This window comes from Halobaculum saliterrae, assembly GCF_009831625.1.
Classification (GTDB): Archaea; Halobacteriota; Halobacteria; order Halobacteriales; family Haloferacaceae; genus Halobaculum; species Halobaculum saliterrae.
Map to the genome: position 1 here is coordinate 46,338 of NZ_WUUS01000007.1, position 23,506 is coordinate 69,843.

Genomic DNA, 23,506 nt, shown 5'->3' on the forward strand with positions numbered 1-23,506 from the left:
GCTCGTTCGCGTCGCTCACTCGCCTGCGGTGCGTGCCGCTCCGCGCCTTCGTCGGGACCGGCGACCCCTTTCAGTCCCGCCCGAGACTCGGACGGGCGCCGTCGCTGGGCGGTCGAATGGCTGTCATCGAACTCGGACTCCCGCGAGAGGCCGCGGCGGGGAGTCTGCGTCGTCTCGTCGCGTCGCCGCCGATCGCCCCCTCAGTCGTCGCCCAGCAGTCCCGCGTCGAAGAGGCGCTGCATGCCCTCCTTCAGACGTTCCTCGCTGGCGGCGTAGCTGATACGAGCGTAGCCGGGCGCGCCGAAGGCGGAGCCGGGGACCGTGGCGACGTGCGCCTCCTGGATCGCCTCCTCGGCCCACGCCGAGTCGTCGTCGGCGACGGGGAGCATCATGTAGAACGCGCCGTCGGGCACCGTCACGTCGACGCCGTGGTCGTCGAACAGGTCGACGAGCATGTCGCGTCGGGACTCGAAGGCCGCGCGCATCTCCTCGACGGACTCGTCGGTGTTGCGAAGGGCCTCGATGCCCGCGCGCTGGACGAAGTTCGTCGCACAGGAGACCGAGTGGCTGTGGAGCTTCCCCGCCTGCGACACCAGGTCGCCGGTCGCGTGCAGGTAGCCCAGCCGCCAGCCCGTCATCGAGTACGCCTTCGAGAAGCCGTTGATCGTGACCGTGCGGTCGGCCATGCCGTCGAGGCTCGCGAGGCTGGTCTGCTCGACGCCGTAGACGATCTCGTCGTATATCTCGTCGGCGATGACCGCGAAGTCGTGCTCGACCGCGAGGTCACGCACGCCCTCCAGTCCCTCGTCGGAGTAGACGGCGCCGGTCGGGTTCGACGGGGAGTTGACGATCAGGAGCTCGGTGTCGTCGGAGACCGTCTCCGCGAGGTCGTCGATGCCGTCCGCCAGCGAGAAGTCGTGCGGCGCCAGGTCGACGCGGGCGAGGTCGCCGCCCGCGAGCTTCACCATCGCCTCGTAGGACACCCACGCGGGGTCGAGGAGGACGACCTCGTCGCCGTCGTCCACGAGCGTCTGGACCGTCTCGTACAGCGCCTGCTTTGCGCCGGGCGTGACGATCACGTCGTCGGCGTCGGCGTCGATGTCGTCGGCGCGGAGCTTCTCGGCGATCGCCTCCTTCAGCTCCGGGACGCCGTTCGAGGAGGTGTAGCCCGTGTGGCCCGCGTCCATCGCGTCCTTGCCGGCCTCCACGACGTTCTCGGGTGTGGGGAAGTCGGGCGCGCCGACCGAGAGGTCGACCACGTCGTGGCCGGCCTCCTCAAGTTCGTTCGCGGCGTTGGAGATGGCCAGCGTCGCCGACGGCTCGACGCGGCCGACGCGCTCGCTGAACTCGTAGGAGAAGTCGCTCATGCGGCCACCTCCGCGGTGGGGAGTCCCTCAGCGAGATCCACGGCGGCGTCGGCGGCCTCGGCGCCCTTCTCGGCGCGCTCGCGCGCTTCCGCCCCCGACTGCCCCGGGCCGGACACGCCGAAGGTGACGGGCGTGTCGCGGTCGAGGCTCACGTCCGCGAGCTTCGTCGCGATCGCCTGCCCGATCACCTGGTCGTGGTCGGTGTCGCCGGACACGATGGTGCCGACGACGGCGACGGCGTCGATGTCGTCTCGGCGGGCGAGCCGGTCGGCAGCCAGCGGCGTATCGTAGGCGCCGGGCACGTCGACGGTCTCGGCGACGGCGGCGCCGCGCTCGGCGACCGCCTCGCGGGCGGACTCCTCCATGGCCTCGGCGATGGACGCGTAGTAGCGCGCGACCACCAGGCCGAGTGTCGTCTCGGTCATTGTGCGAGTCGACGGCGGGCCCGCGGAAATGCGTACCGCTCCGGGCGGATGTGTCCGGTCGGGCGCGTCCCGTGCGCCCGGCTCCGACGGTCCATTCCACAAGAGTTGTTACCGCCGGCGTGCGACCGCTGCGCAATGAGTGATCCCGCCGGCGGGGACGAGTCAGCCCCCGACGGGACCGACGGCGACGGCGACGCTCCCGCCGACGCGGTCGGTTCGGACGTCGACGTCGACGCCGAGGATCCGATCGAGGGCGACGACGCCGAGGGGTCCGTCGATGCGGACGCGGCAGTGTCAACCGGCGACGACGCCGACACCGCCAGTTCCGGCGTAGAATCGGGCGGAGTCGACGGCTCGCCGTCCGGGAACCTCGTCGACCGCCTCGGCGACCGCGTCGACGACCCCGTGAGGGCCGCGGTCCTCCTGATAGTCGTCGGATCGCTGCTGCTCCGGACGGTCCAGCTCGGGCAGCGCATCTTCCACTGGGACGAGGGGCGCGTCGGCTACTGGATCCTCCGGTTCGACGCCACCGGCGAGTTCTTCTACCGGCCGATCATCCACGGGCCGTTCCTCCCAGTCGTCAACAACGCGCTCTTCGACCTGATCGGTGCGTCCGACTTCGCCGCGCGCCTTCCGGTCGCCCTCGTCGGCGGGCTGCTCCCGTTGGTCGCGCTGCTGCTTCGCCACCGGCTCCGCGACCGCGAGGTGGTCGCGCTCGCGCTGGTGCTCTCGGTCGACCCGCTGCTCGTCTACTACGGCCGGTTCATGCGCGGCGACGTGCTCGTCGGCTCGTTCGCCGTCGCGGCGTTCGCGCTCGTCGTGTACGCGATCGACACGCGGCGGACGCTCCCGTTGTTCGGGTCGGCCGCCCTGCTCGCGCTGGGCTTCTCGGCCAAGGAGAACGCGCTCGTGTACGTCGCGTGCTTCCTCGGCGCCGGGTTCCTCCTGCTCGACCATCGCCTCGTCAGGACGGCCCGCCGGACCGGGTCGCCGCTGGACGCCCTCGTCGCCGAGGCGGTCGCGCTCGGGCAGTTCCTCGAAGGGTGGACCGCGGGGTCGCGAACCAGACGGTGGATCGAGCGTCGCGTCCGCCAGCGCGACCCGGACGCACACTGGGGCTGGGAGGCCGGCTTCCTCGGCCACCTCGCGGTCTGGGTTCCGCTCGGCGCCGTCGGCGTCGCCGCGACGTTCCTCGGCGTCGTCGCGTTCTTCTACGCGCCGCGGCCCGACCTGTGGCAGGCGCTCGGCGTCGCGTCGGCGTCCGCCGGGGCCGCCGGAGCCGACGCGGCGCCGACGCTCGGGACGGTGTTGTACGACGCGACGTGGGGCGCCGGCGAGAAGTTCTGGGGCACGTGGGCCTCCGGCAACCACTCCGGGCACCCGTACGTCCCGTATCTCTGGGACATCCTCGAGACGCTGGCGTACGGCTCCGGCGTGCTCGTCGTGCTCGCGCTCGTGGGCTTCCTCGCGGACGGCTACGGCGAGGCGCGGGGGACGCGCTCGCTCGTCGCGTACGCGACGTACTGGGGCGCGGCGTCGCTGGTCGGCTATCCCGTCGCGACGGACATCCAGGCGCCGTGGGCTGCGATCCACATCGTCCTCCCGCTGGCGATCCCCGCGGCCGTGGGCCTCGCCTCGGTGGCCGACTCGATGCGCGGCGCGTTCGCGAGCGACGACGCCGTCACGGCGGCGCTCGCGGGGCTGGTCGTGCTCGCGGCCGTCGGCGGCGTCGCCGCCCCGAACGCGGACTACTGGAACTCGGCGTCGGCCGAGGACAAGCAGGTGCTGCAGTGGGCCCAGCCGGAGAACGCCTACAAGGAGGCGCTGCAGGACGCCGTCGCGGTCGCCCGCGACAACGACGAGGGCGCCGACGTGCTGTTCGTCGGGACCGACACCGGACGGGGAACGCGGCTGTACGTCTCCGACGAGTCGAGCGTCGACCGGATGCCGCCCGGCGGGCCGAGCTGGCACTCCCGGCTCCCGACGCCGTGGTACCTCGAACTCCACGACGCGAACGTCACCTCGACGCCCCCGGAGGCCAGATACGACGGGCTCCCGCCGGCCGATGAGATGCCGCCGGTCGTCATCGCCAAGCCCAACGACGCCGAGGAGCTGGAGTCGCGACTCGACGGCTACGAGTCTCGGGACTACGCCTTCCGCCTGTGGACCGAACGGATCGTCGTGTTCATTGACGAGGCCGCGCTCGCGGACGCTCGGGAGTGAGCCGGACGGGGAACGCCCTCGAACTTCCGCCCGACCGGTCGACGATGTAGCCACGATTGTGCACAGTTTCCGTGCCGTGAAGCAAGATTTATTCGCGGACCTGCCGAATCGACGTCCGTGACACCGACCTGTCCCGGTCCGACGCTGGGCGTCGTCGGCGGGGGTCAACTCGGCCGCATGCTGGGGGAGGCCGCCTCGCCACTGGGCGTCGACGTGGTCGTGCTCGATCCGACGCCGGACTGTCCCGCCTCGCGCGTCGCCGAGCAGATCGAGGGCGCCTTCGACGATCCCGACGCCGTCCGCGAACTGGCCGAGCGGGCCGACGCGCTGACGCTGGAGATCGAACTCGCCGACCCCGACGTGCTGGAGGAGATCGGCGAGGAGTACGACGTGCCGGTTCACCCCTCGCCCGACGCGCTCCGGACGATCCGGGACAAGCTCGTCCAGAAGCGGGCGTTCGCCGACGCCGGGATCCCCGTCCCTGAGTTCGTCGCCGTCGACGACGCCGCGGATCTGGCGGACGCGGTCGAGCGCTTCGACGGCTGCATGCTCAAGGCCCGCACCGGCGGCTACGACGGCCGCGGCAACCTCCCCGTCGAGCCGGGCGACGACTACGAGGCGAAGCTGTCCGCGGTCGGCGCCGGCGACGACGGCGCGATGGCCGAGGAGCTGATCGACTTCGAGCGGGAGCTCTCGGTCGTGGCCGTCCGCGGCGACGACGAACGACGGGCGTTCCCCGTCGTCGAGAACGTCCACCGCGAGGAGATCCTCCGCGAGACCGTCGCCCCGGCCCGCTGCGCCGAGGGGGTCGCCGAGCGGGCCCGCGAGGTCGCGCTCGACACGCTGGAGACGCTCGACGGGCGCGGCGTGTTCGCGATGGAGCTGTTCGAGGAGCCCGACGGCACTGTCTCCGTCAACGAGGTCGCCCCCCGACCGCACAACTCCGGCCACTGGAGCATCGAGGGGGCGACGACCTCCCAGTTCGAACAGCACGTCCGCGCCGTCCTCGGCTGGCCGCTCGGGACCGCCGAGGCGCGCGCGCCGACGGTGATGGCGAACGTCCTCGGCGACGTGTCCGAACCGCGCCCGGCGTCCCTGTCGGGCGTCGGCGACGTGCTCGCCGCGCCGAACGCACACCTCCACTGGTACGGGAAGCGGGAGGCCCGCCCGCTGCGGAAGCTGGGCCATCTGACGCTCGTCGACGCCGATGGCGCCGCCGCGGCGGACGACGACACGGCCGATCGCGACGACCTGCTCGCCCGCGCCCGCGACCTCCGCGACGGGCTGACCTTCGAGTGACCGCCCACGGACCCGACCCACCATGACAACCGTTCAGGACCTCATCGACCGACTCGAATCGGAGGCGAACAGCGACGCCGAGCCGGACTCCACGCCCGACGTGGGCGTGATCATGGGATCGGACTCGGATCTGGACACCATGCAGGGCGCGTTCGACGCGCTCGAGGAGTTGGGGTTCGACGAACAGACCGACTTCCACGACCCGCCCGCGGCGCGGTTCACCTACGAGGCGTACGTCGTCTCCGCACACCGGACCCCGGAACTCATGTACGCGTACGGCGAGACCGCCGCCGACCGCGGCCTCGACGTGATCGTCGCGGGGGCGGGTGGAAAGTCGGCGGACCTGCCGAACATGACCGCGAGCCTCGCGTACCCGATCCCGGTGATCGGCGTGCCCGTGCAGGAGAAGTCCGTCGACTCGGTGATCGGGATGCCCACGGGCGCGCCAATCGTCGCCGTCGACGCCGGCAAGTCGTTCAACGCCGCGTTATCGGCCGCGCAGATCCTCGCCCGGGAACACGACGAGGTCGAGGAGCGGCTGGTCGAGTACCACGAGGACCTCGTGGCGGACGTCGCTGACGTATCGGCGGATCTCCACGATCTCGGGGTCGAGGGGTTCCGTGAGTCCCGCGGGCGCGAGCGGTAATCCCGGAGCGGACGACTCGCGACCTCCGCGCGGGGACAGGACCTCCCCCTCGGCGCGACCGGGCGCGTGTCGCCTCGAACCCGGCGGTACACGCGTGCACGCGTAAGTGAAGCACTTATCTGTGGGGGCGCCAAACCGGCGTACGATACGGAGAACCCGGTATGAATGCATGGATAGCGATCGGCGCGTTGGCGGTGATGGGCGTGGGCATCCCCCTCGGGATGATGGCGGTGTCCGCACTCCTCCGCCCGAGCGTGCCAGAACAGGGCAAGAGCGCCACCTACGAGTCCGGTGAGATCCCGACGGGGTCGGCGACGGGCATCCAGTTCAACATCCAGTACTACATGGTTGCGCTGCTGTTCGTCGTGTTCGACATCGAGACCGTTCTGATCTTCCCGTGGGCCGTCATCTACGGGCCCGCGCTGGAGGCGGGCGCCGGGCTGACGACGGTACTGCTCCCGATGCTCGTCTTCATCGGGGTACTGGTCGTCGGACTCGTGTGGGCGTGGCGACAGGGCGCCGTGAAGTGGGTCTCCAGCCCGCGTGCGGCGAGACAGAAGACGGAGCGTTCCTGATATGAGTAGCGACAACAGACCGTTCGTCACGGACGACAGCCAGGTACTGACCGACACCCGGGACGCCCGGATGACGGGCGAGGACAACCGCTTCAACTCGAAGCTTCGGGAGGCGTTCGGCTCCTCGCCGTTCATCCTCACCAAGTTCGACAAGTTCATGAACTGGGTGCGGGGCTCCTCGATGTTCATGCTGCAGTTCGGGATCGCCTGCTGTAGCATCGAGATGATGCACACCTACGCGGTCAAACACGACCTCGACCGCTTCGGCGCCGGCGTGCCGCGCGCGTCGCCGCGACAGGCCGACGTGATCATCGTCCCCGGGACGATCGTCTCGAAGTTCGCGCCGCGGATGAAGCGCGTCTACGACCAGATGCCCGAGCCCAAGTTCGTCATCGGTATGGGTTCGTGCACGATCTCCGGCGGTCCGTTCCAGGAGGGCTACAACGTGATCAAGGGCGCCGAGGAGGTCATCCCGGTCGACATCCACGTGCCCGGCTGTCCGCCGCGCCCCGAGGCGCTGGTGTACGGCGTCGCGAAGCTCCAGGAGCGCATCGCCAACGGCGAGTCGTCGCCGGTGACGGTGAAGCCCTACGAGCTCGAGCAGTTCGGCGACCTCGACCGCGACGAGATCGTCGACCAGCTCGCTCGGGAGATCGACGAGGAGGACCTCGTCATGCGGTACAACTGGGCGGACTCCCCCTGACTATGAGTCTGGAAGAACCCGAGCCGGACGCGCCGGCACCGGTCGAGGAACAGTCCCCCGACGAGCTCGCGGAACTGCTGGGCGACCAGGTGATCGGTCGCGAGGAGCACCTGAACGCGCCCGGCTACGTGATCCGTCCGGACGCGGTGCAGGACGTCCTCTCGACGCTGAAGAACGAGGCGGGGTACGACCACCTCTCGTGTGTCACCGCCCAGGAGTACGAGGACCGCTACGAGTCCATCTACCACCTGAAGAAGTTCGACGACCCGACCCAGGAGGTCAGCGTCGTCGTCCCGGCCGACCGGGAGAACCCGGTCAGCGAGTCGGCCGAGCCCGTGTTCCGGACGGCCGACTGGCACGAGCGCGAGGCGTACGACCTCGTCGGGATCGACTACGACGACCACCCCGACCTCCGCCGCATCCTTCTGCCGGAGTCGTGGCAGGGGCACCCCCTCGCGAAGGACTACGACCAGGACCGTCCGCAGGTCGTCCCCTTGCGTGAGAACGCGAACCCGCTGCAGGAGGACCACCGCGGGGAGGACGACACGGACACGATGTTCCTCAACATCGGTCCCCACCACCCGGCGACCCACGGCGTCCTCCACCTGAAGACGACGCTGGACGGCGAGCAGGTCGCCGACGTGGAGAGCGACATCGGCTACCTCCACCGCTGCGAGGAGCAGATCTGCCAGAACGGCACGTACCGTCACCAGATCATGCCGTACCCCGACCGCTGGGACTACATCTCGGCGGGCCTGCTCAACGAGTGGGCCTACGCCCGCGCGGCCGAGGACATGGCCGACATCGAGGTGCCCGAGTACGCGCAGGTCATCCGGACGATGGGCGCGGAGCTGTGCCGGATCGCCGCGCACATGCTCGCGGTCGGCACGTTCGCGCTTGACGTGTACGGCGACTTCACGGCCATCTTCATGTACGCGATCCGGGACCGCGAGAAGGTCCAGAACATCCTCGAGGACCTGACGGGCCAGCGGCTCATGTTCAACTACTTCCGCCTCGGCGGGGTCGTCTGGGACCTGCCCGAGCCCCGCGAGGAGTTCTTCGAGAAGACCCGCGACTTCCTCGAGGACCTCCCGGAGGCGCTGGAGGAGTACCACGACCTCATCTCCGGCAACGAGATCCTCCAGATGCGCACCATCGACACGGGCGTGCTGCCGCCGGAGGTCGCCAAGAGCTACGGCGCCACCGGGCCCGTCGCCCGCGGGTCGGGCATCGACTACGACCTGCGCCGCGACGACCCGTACGGCTACTACGACGAGCTCGACTGGGACGTCGTCACCGAGGACGGCTGCGACAACTACAGCCGCCTCCTCGTGCGCCTGCGTGAGGTCGAGGAGTCCGCGAAGATCATCGAGCAGTGCATCGACCTGCTGGAGGACTGGCCCGAGGAGGACCGCACCATCCAGGCCAACGTCCCGCGGACGCTGAAGCCGGACGACGACACCGAGATCTACCGCGCGGTCGAGGGCGCCAAGGGCGAGCTCGGGATCTACATGCGGTCGGACGGCACGGACAAGCCGGCGCGGTTCAAGATCCGGTCGCCGTGCTTCTCGAACCTCCAGACCCTGCCCGAGATGGCCGAGGGCGAGTACGTGCCCGACCTCGTCGCCGCGCTCGGTAGCCTGGACATCGTCCTCGGCGAGGTGGACAGATGACCGGGGCGGTCCCGCTCCAACAGGGGATGCTCCCCGACACGATCGCGAACCTGCTGGGACTGAACGCCTACGGGGTCGCCGGCGAGATCGTCGCCGCGCTGCTCGGCGCGTTCCTCATCGCCAACTTCCTGCTCATCAACACGGCCTTCGCGGGTCCCTGGGCGAAACGGAAGATCACGGCGGCGTTCACCGACCGCATCGCGGTCAACCGGATCGGCCCGTTCGGCCTGTTCGTCATCGTCGCCGACGCGGTCCGGCTCCTCTCGAAGGAGCTGATCGTCCCCGATGGCGCCGACCGCCCCGCGTGGGACCTCGGACCGCTCCTCATCCCGTTCTCGGCACTGCTCGGCTTCGCGGTCATCCCGATGGGCAGCGGCCTGCAGTTGGCCGACCCCGAGACGGGGCTGGCGTTCGCGTTCGCCGCCTCCTCGATCGCGTCCCTCGGGCTGATCATGATGGGCTACGCGTCGAACAACAAGTACAGCCTGCTCGGCGGCCTGCGCGCCGTCGCGTCCAACATCGCCTACGAGATCCCACTCATCGTCACCGGCGTCTCCGTCGTGCTGTTCACGGGGACGCTCCAGATGAGCGCGATCGTCGAGGCCCAGCAGGCGGCGTTCATCTCGGTCGCCGGCGTCACGATCCCGCAGTGGTTCGCGTTCGTGAACCCGTTCGCGTTCGTGCTGTTCGTGGTGGCGAACGTCGCGGAGGTGGGCCGGAACCCGTTCGACATCCCCGAGGCGCCCACCGAGATCGTCGCCGGGTACCAGACGGAGTACTCCTCCGTCTACTTCGTGCTCATCTACCTGGGCGAGTTCATCCACATCTTCCTGGGCGGCGCCATCGCGGCGACGCTGTTCCTCGGCGGCCCGGCCGGGCCCGGTCCGGCGGCGCTGGGGATCGTGTGGTTCACCGCGAAGATCTGGGCGTTCTTCCTGTTCACCCAGTGGCTGCGCTCGGCGGTCCCGCGGCTTCGCGTCGACCAGTTCATCGAGATCGGCTGGAAGGGCATGCTCGTGCTCGCGTTTGCGAACCTCGTCCTCACCGCGGTCATCGTGGGGGTGCTCGCGTAACAATGATCGGAATCCTGAAAGGAATGGCGACGACGATGAAGCACGCGCTGGACGGCAAGACGTTCACGGTCGAGTACCCGGACGTCGCGCCCGAGGTGAGCCCGCGGTTCCGCGGGGTCCACAAGTTCTCCCAGGAGCGGTGCATCTGGTGCCGCCAGTGTGAGAACGTCTGTCCGAACGACACGATCCAGATCGTGCAGGACGACCAGCGCAACGGCGAACAGTACAACCTCCACATCGGCCAGTGCATCTACTGTCGGCTGTGTGAGGAGGTTTGTCCGGTGGACGCGATCCTGCTGACGCAGAACTTCGAGTTCACCGCCGACACGAAGGACGACTTCGTCTACAACAAGGAACAGCTGAAGAACGTCCCCTGGTACAAGGGTATCGACCCGCTCAACTCGCGCAACCCCGACCGCGACGCGTGGGTCGGCGAGGGCGACGGCGAGATCGACTACCAGTAACCCTTCGGCTGCGTCCGTAGTTCCGGCGTCCGCGCCGGGTTCTCCTTCGTCCCGCTGCCTCGGAGAGCAGCGGATCGACCAGATCGTGAGGCCCGATCCGGCGACCCTCCTCGCCGATCCGTCGCTCCCGCGATATCATATAAAAGCGATCCGGCCGAGAGCCCCGAAACTCACACACGCGCACCCACACACGCGCAAACGTTCTCGAAACCTTCAAACGGACTCCGGAGGGACTGTCCCGTAATGGTTGTAGAGACTATCGCGTTCGCGCTGTTCGCCCTCGTCACCGTGGGGAGCAGTTTGGGCGTGGTCCTCGTCGAGGACGTGTGGCACTCCGCACTCCTCCTCGGGGCCGCGCTCCTCAGCGTCGCGGTGCATTACGTGATGTTGCAGGCGGAGCTGCTGGCCGCCATGCAGATCCTCGTCTACGTGGGCGGGGTCCTGATCCTCATCACGTTCGCCGTGATGCTGGTGCGCAGGGAAGCTGAACCGCAGGGAGCGGAGGTGATCGACGCGTGAGCGACGCCGGGTCGCGACCGCGGCTGAAGCTCGGGGGGCACCTGCTGCCCGGGCTGGCGGCGGTCGCGCTGTTCGCCGTCCTCGCGATCGTGTTCCTGCAGGCGTCCTTCGGGGAGCCCGCCGGGTTCCCCGAGGGCGCGTCGATCACCGCGAGCATCGGGTACGCGATGTTCAACGTCGACACGGGGATCCTCTCCGAGACGGTCGTCTCGGGCGAGGGCTTCGTCGTGGCGTTCATCCTCATCGCGATCGTGCTCGACGTCGCGATCGACGGGGCGGTCTTCCTCGCGAAACGTGAGGAGGACGGCAGGATCGGCGGCGTGCTCGCGGACGGCGGGCGGGAGATCCGCGACGCGCTCCGCGGGGGTGACGACTGATGGTGCCGCCGCAGTACTACCTGCTCCTGGCGGCCGCCGTGTTCTGCATCGGCGTGTTCGGGCTGCTGACGCGTCGGAACGCGCTGCTGTTCCTGATGTCGGTCGAGCTGATGCTCAACGCGGCCAACATCAACCTCGTCGCGTTCTCCTACTACTGGGGGAACGTGACGGGCCAGACGTTCGGGCTGTTCACGATGGCGCTGGCGGCCGCGGAGGTCGCCATCGGCATCGGGATCATCCTCGTGCTGTACCGCAACTTCCACGAGATCGACGTGACCGAGGCGACGACGATGAGGTGGTAACATATGGCAGGAATCTTCGACTTCGGGCCGGCCATCGTACTGCTCCCGTTCCTCTCGTTCCTGATCGCTGTCGGGACCGCCCTCTCGGGGCGTGACCTGCTGCCGAAGGGCGGCGCCATCCCCGGGATCGCGGCGACCGCCGGGTCGCTGGTGTTGTCGGTCGCGATGGCCGCCGCCGTGGCGGGGGGCGAGGTGTACGACGAAACGATCTACACGTGGGCCGTCGGCGCCGTCCCGGGGTCGGACGGGCTCGAACTCACTTTCGGCCTGCTCATCGACCCCCTGTCGTCGATGATGCTCGTCATCGTGACGCTGGTCGCGCTGTTGGTCCACGTCTTCTCGCTGGGGTACATGAACGACGACGGGGAGACCGGGCTCCCGCGGTACTACGCCGGGCTCGGGCTGTTCACGGCGTCCATGCTCGGGTTCGTCGTCGCCGACAACCTGCTCATGGCGTTCATGTTCTTCGAGCTGGTGGGGCTGTGCTCGTACCTCCTCATCGGCTTCCACTTCCGCGAGCCCGGGCCGCCGTCGGCCGCGAAGAAGGCGTTCCTGGTCACCCGCTTCGGCGACTACTTCTTCCTGATCGGCGTCGTCGCCGTCTTCGCGACGTTCGGCACCGCACAGTTCGTCGGCACGGAGGCCGCGCCCGGCTTCCCGGTGCTGGCCGAACAGGCGCTGGCCGGTGAGTTCACGGCGAACACGTTCCTTGGGCTCGGTACCGAGGCGTGGTTCACCGTCGTCGGCCTGCTCGTGCTCGGCGGCGTGATCGGCAAGTCCGCGCAGTTCCCGCTGCACACGTGGCTCCCCGACGCGATGGAGGGGCCGACGCCCGTCTCCGCGCTCATCCACGCGGCGACGATGGTCGCGGCGGGCGTGTACCTCGTCGCGCGGATGTACGGCTTCTACGCCGTCTCGCCGACGGCGCTGGGCGTCATCGCCCTCGTCGGCGGCTTCACCGCGCTGTTCGCCGGCACGATGGGCGTCGTGAAGCGCGAGCTCAAGCAGGTGCTCGCGTACTCCACCATCTCGCAGTACGGCTACATGATGCTCGCGCTCGGCGCGGGCGGCTACGTGGCCGCGACCTTCCACCTGCTCACCCACGCGTTCTTCAAGGCGCTGCTGTTCCTCGGCGCCGGATCGGTCATCCTCGCGATGCACCACAACGAGAACATGTGGGACATGGGCGGATTGAAGGACAAGATGCCCGTCACCTACTACTCGTTCCTCGCCGGGTCGCTGGCGCTGGCGGGAATCTTCCCGTTCGCCGGCTTCTGGTCGAAGGACGAGATCCTCTTCGAGACCCTCATCCACGGACTGGACGGCCAGCCGCTCCTGCTGGTCGGGTACGTCTTCGGCCTGCTTGCGGTGCCGGTCACCGCGTTCTACACCTTCCGGATGGTGTTCCTCACGTTCCACGGCGACGCCCGCACCGAGCAGGCGGAGTCGCCGGAGTCGGTACGCTGGAACGTGAAGGGGCCGCTGGTGGTGCTGGGCACCCTCGCGACGGTCGCGGGCGCGGTCAACCTCGCGCCGGTCCGCGTCCTCACGGGCGCGCACGTGGACTTCCTCCACGCATGGCTCGACGGCGGCTTCTCGGACCTGACGGTCCACCACTACGCGGAGATCGACCCGTACTCCTCGGCGTACATCGGCGGCGAGCTGACGACGGTCCTGCTGGGCGCGGCGGTGTCGCTCGGGCTGGCGTTGCTGGGTCTGGGACTCGCCTACCGCCTGTACGCGGTGCCCGAGCCCGTGGAGCACACGGACAAGCTCGGCTCCGCGAAGGACCTGCTGTACGACAACTACTACCAGGACGAGTATCAGGTGTACCTCGCGAACCGGGTCGTCCTCCCCGTCGCCCGCGCCGCGGACACCTTCGATCAGGGCGTCGTCGACGGCGCCGTCAACGCCGTCTCCAGCGTGAGCCTGTTCTCCGGCTCGCGGATCCGACGTATCCAGACCGGCGTCGTGAGTAACTACGCCGCGCTGGTGACGCTGGGACTGACGGCACTGCTTGTCGTCTTCGGGGTTCTCGGGGGGTGGTTACTGTGATAATCGAGGCACTCATCGGAATCACGTTCCTCGCCGCGCTGGTCGTCATGCTGGCGCCCGACGAGTACGCAGGGAAGCTCGCGTTCGCGCTGAGCCTCCTGCCGGTCGTCGGGAGCCTGTACATGTGGGCCGGCTTCGACGCCGGCGGGAACGCGCTCATGGCCGGGAGCATCGCCTACCAGACGCAACTCGACTGGCTGACGGTCGCCGGCTACGACCTCCAGTGGTTCGTCGGCGTCGACGGCATCAGCCTCCCGCTGGTCGTCCTCTCGACGGTGCTGTCCTCGCTGGCGATCGTGTCGGCGTGGACGCCCATCGACACCCGGCAGTCGCAGTTCTACGGCCTCATGCTGTTCATGGAGGCGAACCTGCTGGGCGTGTTCACCGCGCTCGACTTCTTCCTGTGGTTCGTCTTCTGGGAGGCCGTGCTGGTCCCGATGTACTTCCTCATCGGCGTGTGGGGCGGCCCGCGCCGGAAGTACGCCGCGATCAAGTTCTTCGTGTACACGAACATCGCCAGCCTCGTCATGTTCATCGGGTTCATGGCGCTGGTGTTCAACCTCCCCGTCGGATCCTTCGGGCTGCCGGAGATCACGCAGTCCCTGCAGGCCGGGGAGTTGAGTAGCTTCGTCGGGCTCGATCCGGCGACGCTGAAGCTGGCCGCCTTCGCGGCCATGTTCGCGGGCTTCGCGGTGAAGGTGCCCGTCGTCCCGGTCCACACGTGGCTGCCGGACGCCCACGTCGAGGCGCCGACGCCGGTGTCGGTGATGCTTGCGGGCGTCCTCCTGAAGATGGGGACGTACGCGCTGTTGCGGTTCAACTTCACGATGCTGCCGGACGTGGCGACGCGCCCGCTGGTGGCGACGGTCATCGCGGCGATCGCCGTGATATCGGTCATCTACGGCGCGATGCTCGCGCTCGCCCAGCAGGACCTCAAGCGGATCGTCGCGTACTCCTCCGTCTCGTCGATGGGGTACGTCATCCTCGGGCTCATCGCGTACACGGGGCTGGGGATCGGCGGCGCGACGTTCCAGATGGTCGCCCACGGCCTCATCTCCGGGCTGATGTTCATGGCGGTCGGCGTCATCTACAACGTCACCCACACGCGCATGGTCGGCGACATGTCCGGGATGGCCGATAGGATGCCCATCACTGTGGGCATCCTCGTCGCCGGGGCGTTCGGCTACATGGGCCTCCCGCTCATGGCGGGCTTCGCCGCGGAGTACTTCATCTTCCAGGGGGCGTTCGCCTCCACGGTGATCCCGTCGGCGCCGCTGTTCACGGCGGCGTCGATGTTCGGCATCGTCATCGTGGCGGGGTACCTCCTGTTCGCGATGCAGCGCACGCTGTTCGGGGAGTTCTCCCTCGAGACCGACTACGAGGTGCGCCGCGCGCACTTCCACGACGTGGCGCCGCTCGCGGTGCTGCTGCTTTGCACCATCGCGCTCGGCGTCGCGCCGAACATCTTCTTCGAGATGATCACTGACGCGATCGAGCCGGTCGTCGCGGTCGTCGGGGGTGGTGCCTGATGGAGCCACTGCTCATGCAGGCGGACCAGCTCCCGCAGTGGACCGCGCTCGCGCCGGCCCTGGCGCTCGGACTGACCGGACTGCTGCTCATCCTGATCGACAGCGTCGACCCCGACAGCTCCCGGCCGGCGCTTCTGGCCGGCATCGCGACCGTCGGGTCGCTGGCGTCGCTCGGGCTGGCCGGGTGGTTCCTCTCGGCAGGGACCGGGCAGGCCGGTACCGGCGGCGGCATCTCGCTGTTCGGCGACGCGCTCGTCGTCGACGGCATGGCGCTGTTCTTCCAGGCGCTGTTCGCCTCCGTCACGGCGCTCGTCGTGGTCGCGAGCTACGACTACCTTCACGACCACCCGCACCGTGCGGAGTTCTACTCGCTGGTGCTGTTCGCGGCGACCGGGATGGCGCTGATGGCGGCGGCCAACTCCCTGGCCGTGGCGTTCATCGCGCTCGAGCTCGCCTCGCTGCCGTCGTACGCGCTGGTGGCGTTCCTCAAGCGCGACGCCGGCAGCGTCGAGGCGGGCCTGAAGTACTTCCTCATCGGCGCGCTGTCGTCGTCGGTGTTCGCGTTCGGCATCTCGCTCGTGTACGCCGCGACGGGGAGCCTCCTGCTGCCCGACGTGTACGCCGCGCTCTCGGGCGGCGTCGAGGGGCTCACCGGCGTCGCGGCCGTCGGCATCCTGATGGTCGCCGGCGGCTTCGCGTTCAAGACCGCCTCCGTCCCGTTCCACTTCTGGGCGCCGGAGGCGTACGAGGGCGCGCCCGCACCCGTGTCGGCGTTCCTCTCGTCGGCCTCGAAGGCGGCCGGCTTCGCGCTCGCGTTCCGCGTGTTCGTCGTCGGCTTCCCGCTGGACGCCGGCATCGACTGGGTGCTCCTGTTTCAGGTGCTCGCGGTCGTCACGATGACGCTCGGCAACTTCGCCGCCGCGACCCAGGAGGAGGTCAAGCGGATGCTCGCGTACTCCTCGATCGGCCACGCGGGCTACGCGCTCATCGGTCTGGCTGCCTTCAGCGGCGGCGCCGGCGGCGACGTGCTGGGCGCGTCGATGGCGCACCTCCTCGTGTACGGCTTCATGAACACCGGCGCGTTCCTGTTCGTCGCGCTCGCGGAGCACTGGGGCGTCGGCCGCACCTTCGACGACTACGCCGGGCTGGCGAGCCGGGCGCCCATGGCGTCGGTCGCCATGTCCGTGTTCATGTTCTCGCTGGCGGGGCTGCCCCCGTTCGGCGGGTTCTTCTCGAAGTACTTCCTGTTCATGGGCGCGATCGACGCCGGCTTCTGGTGGCTCGCGGCCGTCGGGGCGATCAACAGCGCGCTGTCGCTGTTCTACTACAGCCGCGTCGTGAAGGCGCTGTGGCTCAACGACGCCGTCGGCGAGTTCGAGCTCGGCTCGACGCCGACCGCGCTGTACGCCGCCATCGTCTTCGCGGCCGTGGCGACGGTGCTGCTGTTGCCCGGCTTCGCGCCGGTCATCGAGACGGCCCAGTCGGTCGCGACGACGATCGTCCCGTAACCGGCGGGACGACCCGATCCCGTTCGGCCCCGTCCGCTTCCGTTTCCAACGTTCCGTAGCGCCGCGGTCGCTCGCGTCCCGCGGCAACGAGCGTGTCCGCCGATGCCGGGAGTCGGAGGACGGCAGGGTTTTGCCGGTCCGGACCGAGTGTCCACCGTAATGCGTCGGCTGGTGCTCGGTTGCGGGACCGTCGGCAACGACATCGTCGAGTCCTTGACCGACAGGACCGGCGACCTCCACGTGATCACCGACGACAGCGGGCGGGTCTCGGCGCTGCGCGACGAACACGTCGCCGCGCTCGAGGCCGACCCTCGCGACCCCGACAACTACCCGGACCACGCCGACCTCGTCGTCGTCGCGGGCGCGTCGGCGACGGCGAACCTCACGGCGGCCGAGCGCGCCGGGGAGCGGTTCCCCGAGGCGGTCGTCATCGCGTACGCCGGCGACGACGCGACGGAGGCGGATCTCAGGGCGCTGCGGGAGCTGGCCGACCGCGTCATCGACCCGATCGGGGTCGTCGCCGACCGCGTGCTCGAGGTGTCGACGGGCGCGACGGCCGACCGGCTCCGCGGGCTGGCTCGCACGCTTCGCTCGGTCGACGGCACGCTCGCCGTCGTCGCCCACGACAACCCCGACCCCGACGCCATCGCCTCGGCGCTCGCGCTGGTTCGGATCGCGCAGTTCGCTGGAATCGACGCCGAGGCGTGCTACTACGGCGACATCTCCCACCAGGAGAACCGCGCGCTGGTCAACCTCCTCGACATCGACATGCGCCAGCTCGACCCCGAGGTCGACCCCCGCGAGGAGTTCGCGGCGTTCGCGCTCGTCGACCACTCGCGGCCGGGCGTCAACGACTCGCTCCCGATGGACATCGAGCCCGTCGTCGTCGTCGACCACCACCCGCCGCGGGAGGCGATCGACGCCACGTTCGTCGACCTGCGGGACGATGTCGGCGCCACGTCCACGCTCATGGTCGAGTACCTCGACCAGTTCGGAGTGACCCCGACGACGCGGGTCGCCACCGCGCTGCTGTACGGGATCCGGATCGACACGAGGGACTTCACCCGCGAGGTGAGCGAGGCGGACTTCGACGCCGCGGCGTCGCTTCTGTCGCACGTGGACCCGGAGATCCTCGACCGGGTGGAGTCGCCGAGCCTCACGCCCGAGGTGTTGAACGTGCTCGCGCGTGCCATCGAGGCGCGCGACCGTCGCGGGTCGGTCGTCGCGTCCTGTGTCGGGGAGATAGCCGACCGCGACGCGCTCGCGCAGGCGGCCGAACGCCTGCTCGACATCGAGGGCGTACACACGACCTTGGTGTACGGCTACCGCGACGGCGTCGTCTACGCCTCGGGACGGACCCGCGGCACGGACCTGGACCTGGGTGAGGCGCTGCGCGACGCCCTCGATCAGATGGGATCGGCGGGCGGCCACGCCGACATGGCGGGCGCGCAGGTTCCCCTCGGCATCCTCGCGGACGTGGGCGACGACTCGACGGAGTCGCTCACCGAGATCGTCCACGACACGATCGCCGGCCGGTTCTTCGAGGCGCTCGAGGACGCGCCGGAGACGCCCCACCGTGTCACCGACCGGCTCCTCGCCTTCCCCGACGAGGACTGATCGGCCGGGGCCGACCGCCGAGGGTCGACCCTGACACCGGGGCGGGTCGACCGGGGGACCGGACATCGGGGACGAGTCGAGGGGACGCGTATCGCCCGAGAGGAACGCTTACCCCGGGGGCGGTCGAACCGCACCACGAACACATGAGCGACGGCCCGAACGAGGTGCCGTCCCCGACGGTCGGGGAGTACATGACCAGGGACGTGGCGACGGTGTCGCCCGACAACACCGTCGACGAGGCCATCGAGCGGATCCTCGACAGCGACCACAACGGGTTCCCCGTCACCGACGGGCGGACCGTGGTCGGATTCATCTCCGCGCGCGACCTGCTGTCGGCCGACGACGGCGCGCCGCTTTTCACCGTGATGAGCGACGACATCATCGTCGCCCACCCGGAGATGGACGTCAACGACGCCGCCCGGGTCATCCTCCGCTCCGGCATTCAGAAGCTCCCGGTCGTCGACGACGCGGGCAACCTCGTCGGCATCATCTCCAACACCGACGTGATCCGCTCGCAGATCGAGCGTGCGACCCCCGAGAAGGTGGGGAAGCTGATGCGAACCCTCGAGGAGATCCACGGCGTCACCGCCAGCGAGGACCGGCGGGAGGTCGAACTCGCCGACCTCCTGCCGACACAGGCCCGGGTGTACGCCGACGAGCTCGAGGGACGGCGCTACGAGTTGGAGCGCGGCCTCGCCGAACCGCTGGTCGTCATCGACAACCCGAGCGCGAGCGGCGAGGTGGAGGACGACGGCAGGCTCGTGCTCGCGGACGGTCACCACCGCGTGATGGCGGCCCACCGGCTCGGGATCGAGGAGATGGACGCGTACGTCATCGCCATCGCGGACCACGTCGAACTCGGCATGGAGAAGACGGCGCGCAAGGAGGGTCTCCAGTCGATCACCGACATCGACGTGGTCGACTACGCGCGTCACCCGTTGGTCGAGACGACGAAGCGGTTCCAGGGCGACGAGGCCTGAGCGCCGCCGGGTCGGCCGCGGTCGCGTCTCACTCCTCGGGGAGGTCGAACGTGCGCTTCCACTCCGTCACCACCTCCTCCGCGTGCTCGCGGTCGCCGACTCGCTCGCGCCGGTACTCGCGTCCGTCCGGCGCCTGTTCGAGGCGATCCAGCCGAACGACGTAGCTGCCGTCGGGGTGTTCGCGTACGCGAAGCGTCGCGTAGCCGTCCGCGCGCTCCCACTCGTCGTACCGCTCGGCCGTCTCGACCTCGCTCCAGGGCATGGTCCCCCTTCGTGCTCATCCGTCCTCAACGCGACGGTCGCCGCCGGCTCACCGCGGGGACGCTCCGAGCGGTCGACCGTACCGCCGTCGACGGCTGTCGCGTCGTCGACGCTCGCCAGCGTGTCCTCGGTTCAGAGAACGGCTTGCCGTCGGCGACGGCGTTCGAATCGAACCCGCCGGGCGATCGGCCCGGTCGACAGCCCGCACTCGGGACAGATCGGGTAGCCGAGGCGATCGTAGTCGATCCACGTCGACGGTGCGCAGGTCCCGCAGCCGCCGCACTCGAACGTCGCGGTCGCAACGCGTGACATGTCCATGTCGTCACGGTAGTTACCAGTTAGTTGTGGAGTGACTAACCGTGGCCTGACGGGCTGGAACCGTCGATCCGCCGTGGCATCGGGAGGGCGACTCGCCGGTCCGACCGGACACCGTTCGTCGGTGACCTCGGCGTCACTCGTGACCGGACACCCGGACCGGCTCGTACGGCTCCTCCAGGTACTCCATATCGGAGTCGGACAGCGAGATGTCGAGCGCCTCGACGGCGTCCTCGAGATGTTCGACGCTCGTCGTCCCGACGATCGGCGCGTCGACGGCGTCCTGCTCGAACAGCCACGCGAGGGCGATCTGGGCCATCTTCACGCCCCTGTCCTCGGCCAGTTCCTCGACGCGAGCGTTGATCTCCTCGCCGCCGCCCTCCAGGTACGGGTGCCGGCGGGCGTGTTCCTCGCTCTCGCCGCGGGCCGTCGCGTCGAGTTCGTCCACCGGACGGGCGAGCCATCCGCGCGCCAGCGGCGACCAGGGGATCACGCCCACGTCCTCCCGGTCGCACAGCGGGAGCATCTCGCGCTCCTCCTCGCGGTACAGGAGGTTGTAGTGGTTCTGCATCGTCGCGTACCGCTCCAGGCCGAGGCGGTCGGCGGTATGGAGCGCGTCCGCGAACTGGTGGGCCCACATCGAGGAGGCGCCGACGTAGCGCGCCTTCCGATCGCGGACGGCCTCGTCGAGCGCTCGAACCGTCTGCTCGATCGGCGTGTCGTAGTCGTATCGGTGTGTCTGGTACAGGTCGACGGTGTCCATCCCGAGCCTGTCGAGGGAGTTGTCGAGCTCCTGCTGGATGGCCTTCCGGGAGAGTCCCCCGGAGTTGGGGTCGTCCTCGCGCATTTGGAAGTAGCCCTTCGTCGCGACGACGAACTCGTCGCGGTCGTACTCCGCGAGCGCGTCGCCCAGCACCCGCTCGGACTCGCCGTCTGAGTACATGTTGGCGGTGTCGAAGAAGTTCACTCCCAACTCGATCGCGCGCTCGACGAGTTCGGTGCCCGCCTCCTCGTCGAGCACCCAGTCGCGCCAGTCGGGGTCGCCGAAGCTCATGCAGCCGAGACAGATCCGCGAGACGGTCATTCCCGTGTCACCCAGTGTGGTGTACTCCATGGGCGAGCGTCGTCGGGAGGCGACAAAAACCCGGGTGACGGCGTCGGTCACGTCCCGCGGATCCGCCGACCGAACGCCGGTCCCGGACACGTGCGAACGGGACCCAAACGATTATTTCATACACCGTTCACGCTCCGCGTATGCCGGTCGACTACGACACCGCCGTCGCCGACTTCGAGTGGGACATCCCCGACGACTACACCCTCCCGTCGGTGATCGAGGGGCACGCGGAGGCGTTCGGCGACCGCGTCGCCGTGACGTTCCTCGACGACGGGGGAACCCGAGCCGAGCGGACGTACTCGGACATCCACGGTGACATGAACCGGTTCGCCAACGCCCTCGAGGAGCTGGGCGTCGGCGAGGGCGACCGCGTGATGCACCTGCTCCCGCGGCATCCGGACGTGTTCGCCGTCCAGTTGGGCGTGCTCAAGCGGGGCGCGCTGGTCGTCCCCTGCTCGGAGATGCTCAAGCCGAAGGACCTGCAGTTCCGCGCGAACGACTGCGAGGCGACGACCGTCGTCGCCCACGAGTCGCTCGTGGACATGGTCGAGCCGATCGTCGACGAGACGCCGATCGACACCCTGATCGCGGTCGACGGGTCGGGGACGGACGGCTGGCACTCGTTCGACGACCTGCTCGACGGGCGCGGGACCGAACACGACGGTCCCGAGGTCGGCGCGCAGGACCCGATGAGCATCAACTACACGTCGGGTACCACCGGACAGCCGAAGCCCGTCCTCCACAGGCACCGCTGGATGCGGGCGTTCGAGCTGGTGAACGCGCCGTACTGGTGGGGCGTCACCGCGGAGGGAACCGACGCGCCGGGGGTGGCCGACGACGACATCGACCTCGACGAGGAGCTCCTGTGGGCGACGACCGGAACCGGCTGGGCGAAGTGGTTCTGGTCGCCGGTCGGCGTCGGGATCACCACCGGCGCGCGCCAGCTCCTGTACGAGGGCGAGTTCGACGCCGACGAGTTCCTCTCGGTGATGGAGGAGGAGGGCGTCACCCGACTGTGCGCCGTCCCGACGCAGTACCGGATGTTCACCCAGACGGACCTGAGTCAGTACGACCTCCCCCTGAAGGAGGCGCTGTCGGCGGGCGAGCCGCTCAACCGCGAGCCGATCGAGGCGCTGCAGGACGCCTACGGGATCACTCCGCGCGACGGCTACGGGCAGACCGAGACGGTCTGTCTCGTCTCCAACTACCCGGGGATCGACGTGAAGGAGGGGTCGATGGGCAAACCCACGCCCGGCCTCGGCACGACCATCATCGACACGCAGGAGGAGGAGGAGGTCGAGCCGGGCGAGACCGGCGAGATCGCCGTGCCGGTGGGCAATCCGGGTACCTTCGACAGCTACTACGAGAAGCCGGACCTCGACGAGAAGACGTTCTCGGGCGAGTACTACCGCACGGGCGACCTCGCCCGCATGGACGAGGACGGCTACTTCTTCTTCGAGGGCCGCGCCGACGACATCATCCTCTCGGCGGGCTACCGCATCGGCCCGTTCGAGGTCGAGGACGCGCTCGTCTCCCACGAGGCGGTCGCGGAGGCCGCCGCGATCGGCTCGCCACACGACGAGCGCGGCAACGTCGTCAAGGCGTACGTCGTCCTCGCCGACGGCTACGAGGGAAGCGACGAACTGACGGACGAACTGCAGGAGTACATGAAGGAGGAGACGGCGCCGTACAAGTATCCGCGACGGGTCGAGTACGTCGACGAGTTGCCGAAGACCTCCTCGGGCAAGACGCGGCGGGTCGAACTGCGCGAGCGCGAGCAGGAGAAGTTCGGGGAGTAACCCGTCGACTGGGCGGCCGCCGTCGCGGTCGATCCGACGCCTGCGGTCCCGGCGTCCGGTCGACTGTTCTCCCACGTCTCGTCCGCCCAAGACTTATTCTGCACCCCGGAGAACGCCGTCGTATGGCAGCAGCGCCCTCCACCGATAGCGACGACGGCTGTCCCAAGTGCGGTCACACCGACGCCGAGGTCGGGAAGATATCGACCACCGGCGGCGGACTGAGCAAGATGTTCGACATCCAGACCAACTCCTTCCGGGTGGTCTCGTGTACGAACTGCGGCTACTCGGAGCTGTACCGCGACACCGGCTCCGCCGGGAGCGACATCGTGGACGTCTTCCTCGGGTAGATGGCGGGCGTCGGCGTCCTGTTCGTCCTCCTCCTCGTGCTCGCGCTGGCGGCGCCGCTCGTGCTCTACGTGCTGGTCCGCGACGAACGCGAGCGCGACGCGGCGAACGTCGCGGACCGCGAGGCGGCCGAGCGGGCCGCCCGCCGCGACACCCGCGAGGACTGAGTCGGGCGGGAGGCGAACGTACACGGTCTGTGAGCGCGTCCGGTCGGCATGCGCGTCCGGGTGCGGATACGCAAGCTCCCCGTCGCAACACCCTTGCGTCGGGCGGTCGTGGATCGGTTCGTCACGCCCGACCCGACCGCGCCGCCTCGTCGTCCCGGGCCGGGCGCGCG

The 23,506-nt window shown here is 69.2% G+C and carries 24 protein-coding genes; 19 read left to right on the forward strand and 5 right to left on the reverse strand.

Translation table 11 applies throughout. From position 1 onward, the window contains the following. Positions 1-200 precede the first annotated feature (200 nt). Together GRX01_RS11675 and ribH are read right to left on the reverse strand one after the other, a co-directional pair. Positions 201-1,367: a pyridoxal phosphate-dependent aminotransferase gene (locus tag GRX01_RS11675; RefSeq protein ID WP_159667476.1), complete on the reverse strand. Its 1,167-nt coding sequence runs from the start codon at positions 1,365-1,367 to the stop codon at positions 201-203. Further along, positions 1,364-1,792: a 6,7-dimethyl-8-ribityllumazine synthase gene (gene ribH, locus GRX01_RS11680; RefSeq protein ID WP_159667479.1), complete on the reverse strand. Its 429-nt coding sequence runs from the start codon at positions 1,790-1,792 to the stop codon at positions 1,364-1,366. The genes GRX01_RS11675 and ribH overlap by 4 nt, the downstream gene beginning before the upstream one ends. 135 nt (positions 1,793-1,927) lie before the next feature. On the opposite strand from ribH, the gene GRX01_RS11685 reads away from it, so the two are divergent. The 16 genes from GRX01_RS11685 (at position 1,928) to GRX01_RS11760 (ending at position 19,335) form a co-directional block, all read left to right on the forward strand. Then, the gene (locus GRX01_RS11685; RefSeq protein ID WP_201289587.1) at positions 1,928-4,015 is read left to right on the forward strand and encodes a flippase activity-associated protein Agl23; all 2,088 of its coding nucleotides are present in this window, start codon (positions 1,928-1,930) and stop codon (positions 4,013-4,015) included. A gap of 117 nt (positions 4,016-4,132) precedes the next feature. Beyond that, entirely contained in the window at positions 4,133-5,314 is a 1,182-nt protein-coding gene (locus GRX01_RS11690) for a 5-(carboxyamino)imidazole ribonucleotide synthase (protein ID WP_321168060.1), read from the forward strand. Between the two features lie 22 nt (positions 5,315-5,336). Further along, entirely contained in the window at positions 5,337-5,960 is a 624-nt protein-coding gene (purE, locus tag GRX01_RS11695; protein ID WP_159667482.1) for a 5-(carboxyamino)imidazole ribonucleotide mutase, read from the forward strand. Between the two features lie 161 nt (positions 5,961-6,121). After that, a complete protein-coding gene (locus GRX01_RS11700) occupies positions 6,122-6,535 on the forward strand; it encodes an NADH-quinone oxidoreductase subunit A (RefSeq protein ID WP_159667485.1) in 414 nt (137 codons plus the stop codon). A gap of 1 nt (position 6,536) precedes the next feature. Beyond that, a complete protein-coding gene (locus GRX01_RS11705) occupies positions 6,537-7,238 on the forward strand; it encodes an NADH-quinone oxidoreductase subunit B (RefSeq protein ID WP_159667488.1) in 702 nt (233 codons plus the stop codon). A 2-nt stretch (positions 7,239-7,240) separates the two neighbouring features. Then, positions 7,241-8,911 carry an NADH-quinone oxidoreductase subunit D gene (locus tag GRX01_RS11710; RefSeq protein WP_159667491.1) on the forward strand — a complete coding sequence of 557 codons (1,671 nt, stop codon included), beginning with the start codon at positions 7,241-7,243 and terminating at the stop codon, positions 8,909-8,911. Further along, a complete protein-coding gene (locus GRX01_RS11715) occupies positions 8,908-9,984 on the forward strand; it encodes a complex I subunit 1/NuoH family protein (RefSeq protein WP_159667494.1) in 1,077 nt (358 codons plus the stop codon). Before GRX01_RS11710 ends, GRX01_RS11715 begins: the two co-directional genes overlap by 4 nt. 2 nt (positions 9,985-9,986) lie before the next feature. Then, complete coding sequence (locus GRX01_RS11720) at positions 9,987-10,448, forward strand: NuoI/complex I 23 kDa subunit family protein (RefSeq protein ID WP_159667497.1); 462 nt, start codon at positions 9,987-9,989, stop codon at positions 10,446-10,448. A gap of 243 nt (positions 10,449-10,691) precedes the next feature. Continuing rightward, positions 10,692-10,967, forward strand: coding sequence for an NADH-quinone oxidoreductase subunit J (locus tag GRX01_RS11725; RefSeq protein ID WP_159667500.1), 276 nt, complete (start codon positions 10,692-10,694; stop codon positions 10,965-10,967). After that, entirely contained in the window at positions 10,964-11,344 is a 381-nt protein-coding gene (locus tag GRX01_RS11730; RefSeq protein ID WP_321168061.1) for a proton-conducting membrane transporter, read from the forward strand. The genes GRX01_RS11725 and GRX01_RS11730 overlap by 4 nt, the downstream gene beginning before the upstream one ends. After that, positions 11,344-11,646 carry an NADH-quinone oxidoreductase subunit NuoK gene (nuoK, locus tag GRX01_RS11735; protein WP_159667503.1) on the forward strand — a complete coding sequence of 101 codons (303 nt, stop codon included), beginning with the start codon at positions 11,344-11,346 and terminating at the stop codon, positions 11,644-11,646. Before GRX01_RS11730 ends, nuoK begins: the two co-directional genes overlap by 1 nt. A 3-nt stretch (positions 11,647-11,649) precedes the next feature. Continuing rightward, the gene (gene nuoL, locus GRX01_RS11740) at positions 11,650-13,701 is read left to right on the forward strand and encodes an NADH-quinone oxidoreductase subunit L (RefSeq protein ID WP_159667505.1); all 2,052 of its coding nucleotides are present in this window, start codon (positions 11,650-11,652) and stop codon (positions 13,699-13,701) included. Further along, complete coding sequence (locus GRX01_RS11745; RefSeq protein ID WP_321168062.1) at positions 13,698-15,230, forward strand: complex I subunit 4 family protein; 1,533 nt, start codon at positions 13,698-13,700, stop codon at positions 15,228-15,230. Before nuoL ends, GRX01_RS11745 begins: the two co-directional genes overlap by 4 nt. Further along, on the forward strand, positions 15,230-16,738 hold the full coding sequence (locus tag GRX01_RS11750) for an NADH-quinone oxidoreductase subunit N (RefSeq protein ID WP_159667507.1): 1,509 nt from the start codon (positions 15,230-15,232) through the stop codon (positions 16,736-16,738). The genes GRX01_RS11745 and GRX01_RS11750 overlap by 1 nt, the downstream gene beginning before the upstream one ends. Before the next feature lie 159 nt (positions 16,739-16,897). After that, a complete protein-coding gene (locus GRX01_RS11755; protein WP_233741009.1) occupies positions 16,898-18,355 on the forward strand; it encodes a DHH family phosphoesterase in 1,458 nt (485 codons plus the stop codon). A 143-nt stretch (positions 18,356-18,498) separates the two neighbouring features. Continuing rightward, a complete protein-coding gene (locus GRX01_RS11760) occupies positions 18,499-19,335 on the forward strand; it encodes a CBS domain-containing ParB/RepB/Spo0J family partition protein (protein ID WP_233741010.1) in 837 nt (278 codons plus the stop codon). Positions 19,336-19,363: 28 nt separating this feature from the next. Here the strand turns inward: GRX01_RS11760 and GRX01_RS11765 are convergent, their stop codons facing one another. The 3 genes from GRX01_RS11765 to GRX01_RS11775 all read right to left on the reverse strand — a co-directional run bounded on the left by GRX01_RS11765 (position 19,364) and on the right by GRX01_RS11775 (position 21,025). Further along, the gene (locus tag GRX01_RS11765) at positions 19,364-19,597 is read right to left on the reverse strand and encodes a DUF7543 family protein (protein ID WP_159667512.1); all 234 of its coding nucleotides are present in this window, start codon (positions 19,595-19,597) and stop codon (positions 19,364-19,366) included. 131 nt (positions 19,598-19,728) lie between these two features. Further along, positions 19,729-19,908, reverse strand: coding sequence for a hypothetical protein (locus tag GRX01_RS11770; RefSeq protein WP_159667515.1), 180 nt, complete (start codon positions 19,906-19,908; stop codon positions 19,729-19,731). A 139-nt stretch (positions 19,909-20,047) separates the two neighbouring features. Beyond that, positions 20,048-21,025, reverse strand: coding sequence for an aldo/keto reductase (locus GRX01_RS11775; protein ID WP_159667516.1), 978 nt, complete (start codon positions 21,023-21,025; stop codon positions 20,048-20,050). Positions 21,026-21,165: 140 nt separating this feature from the next. Between GRX01_RS11775 and GRX01_RS11780 the strand changes: the two genes are divergently transcribed. The 3 genes from GRX01_RS11780 (at position 21,166) to GRX01_RS18885 (ending at position 23,336) form a co-directional block, all read left to right on the forward strand. Then, positions 21,166-22,824 carry an acyl-CoA synthetase gene (locus GRX01_RS11780; protein WP_159667519.1) on the forward strand — a complete coding sequence of 553 codons (1,659 nt, stop codon included), beginning with the start codon at positions 21,166-21,168 and terminating at the stop codon, positions 22,822-22,824. 122 nt (positions 22,825-22,946) lie between these two features. Next, entirely contained in the window at positions 22,947-23,171 is a 225-nt protein-coding gene (locus GRX01_RS11785; RefSeq protein ID WP_159667521.1) for a zinc ribbon domain-containing protein, read from the forward strand. Continuing rightward, positions 23,172-23,336, forward strand: coding sequence for a hypothetical protein (locus GRX01_RS18885; protein ID WP_201289588.1), 165 nt, complete (start codon positions 23,172-23,174; stop codon positions 23,334-23,336). Positions 23,337-23,506 lie beyond the last annotated feature (170 nt).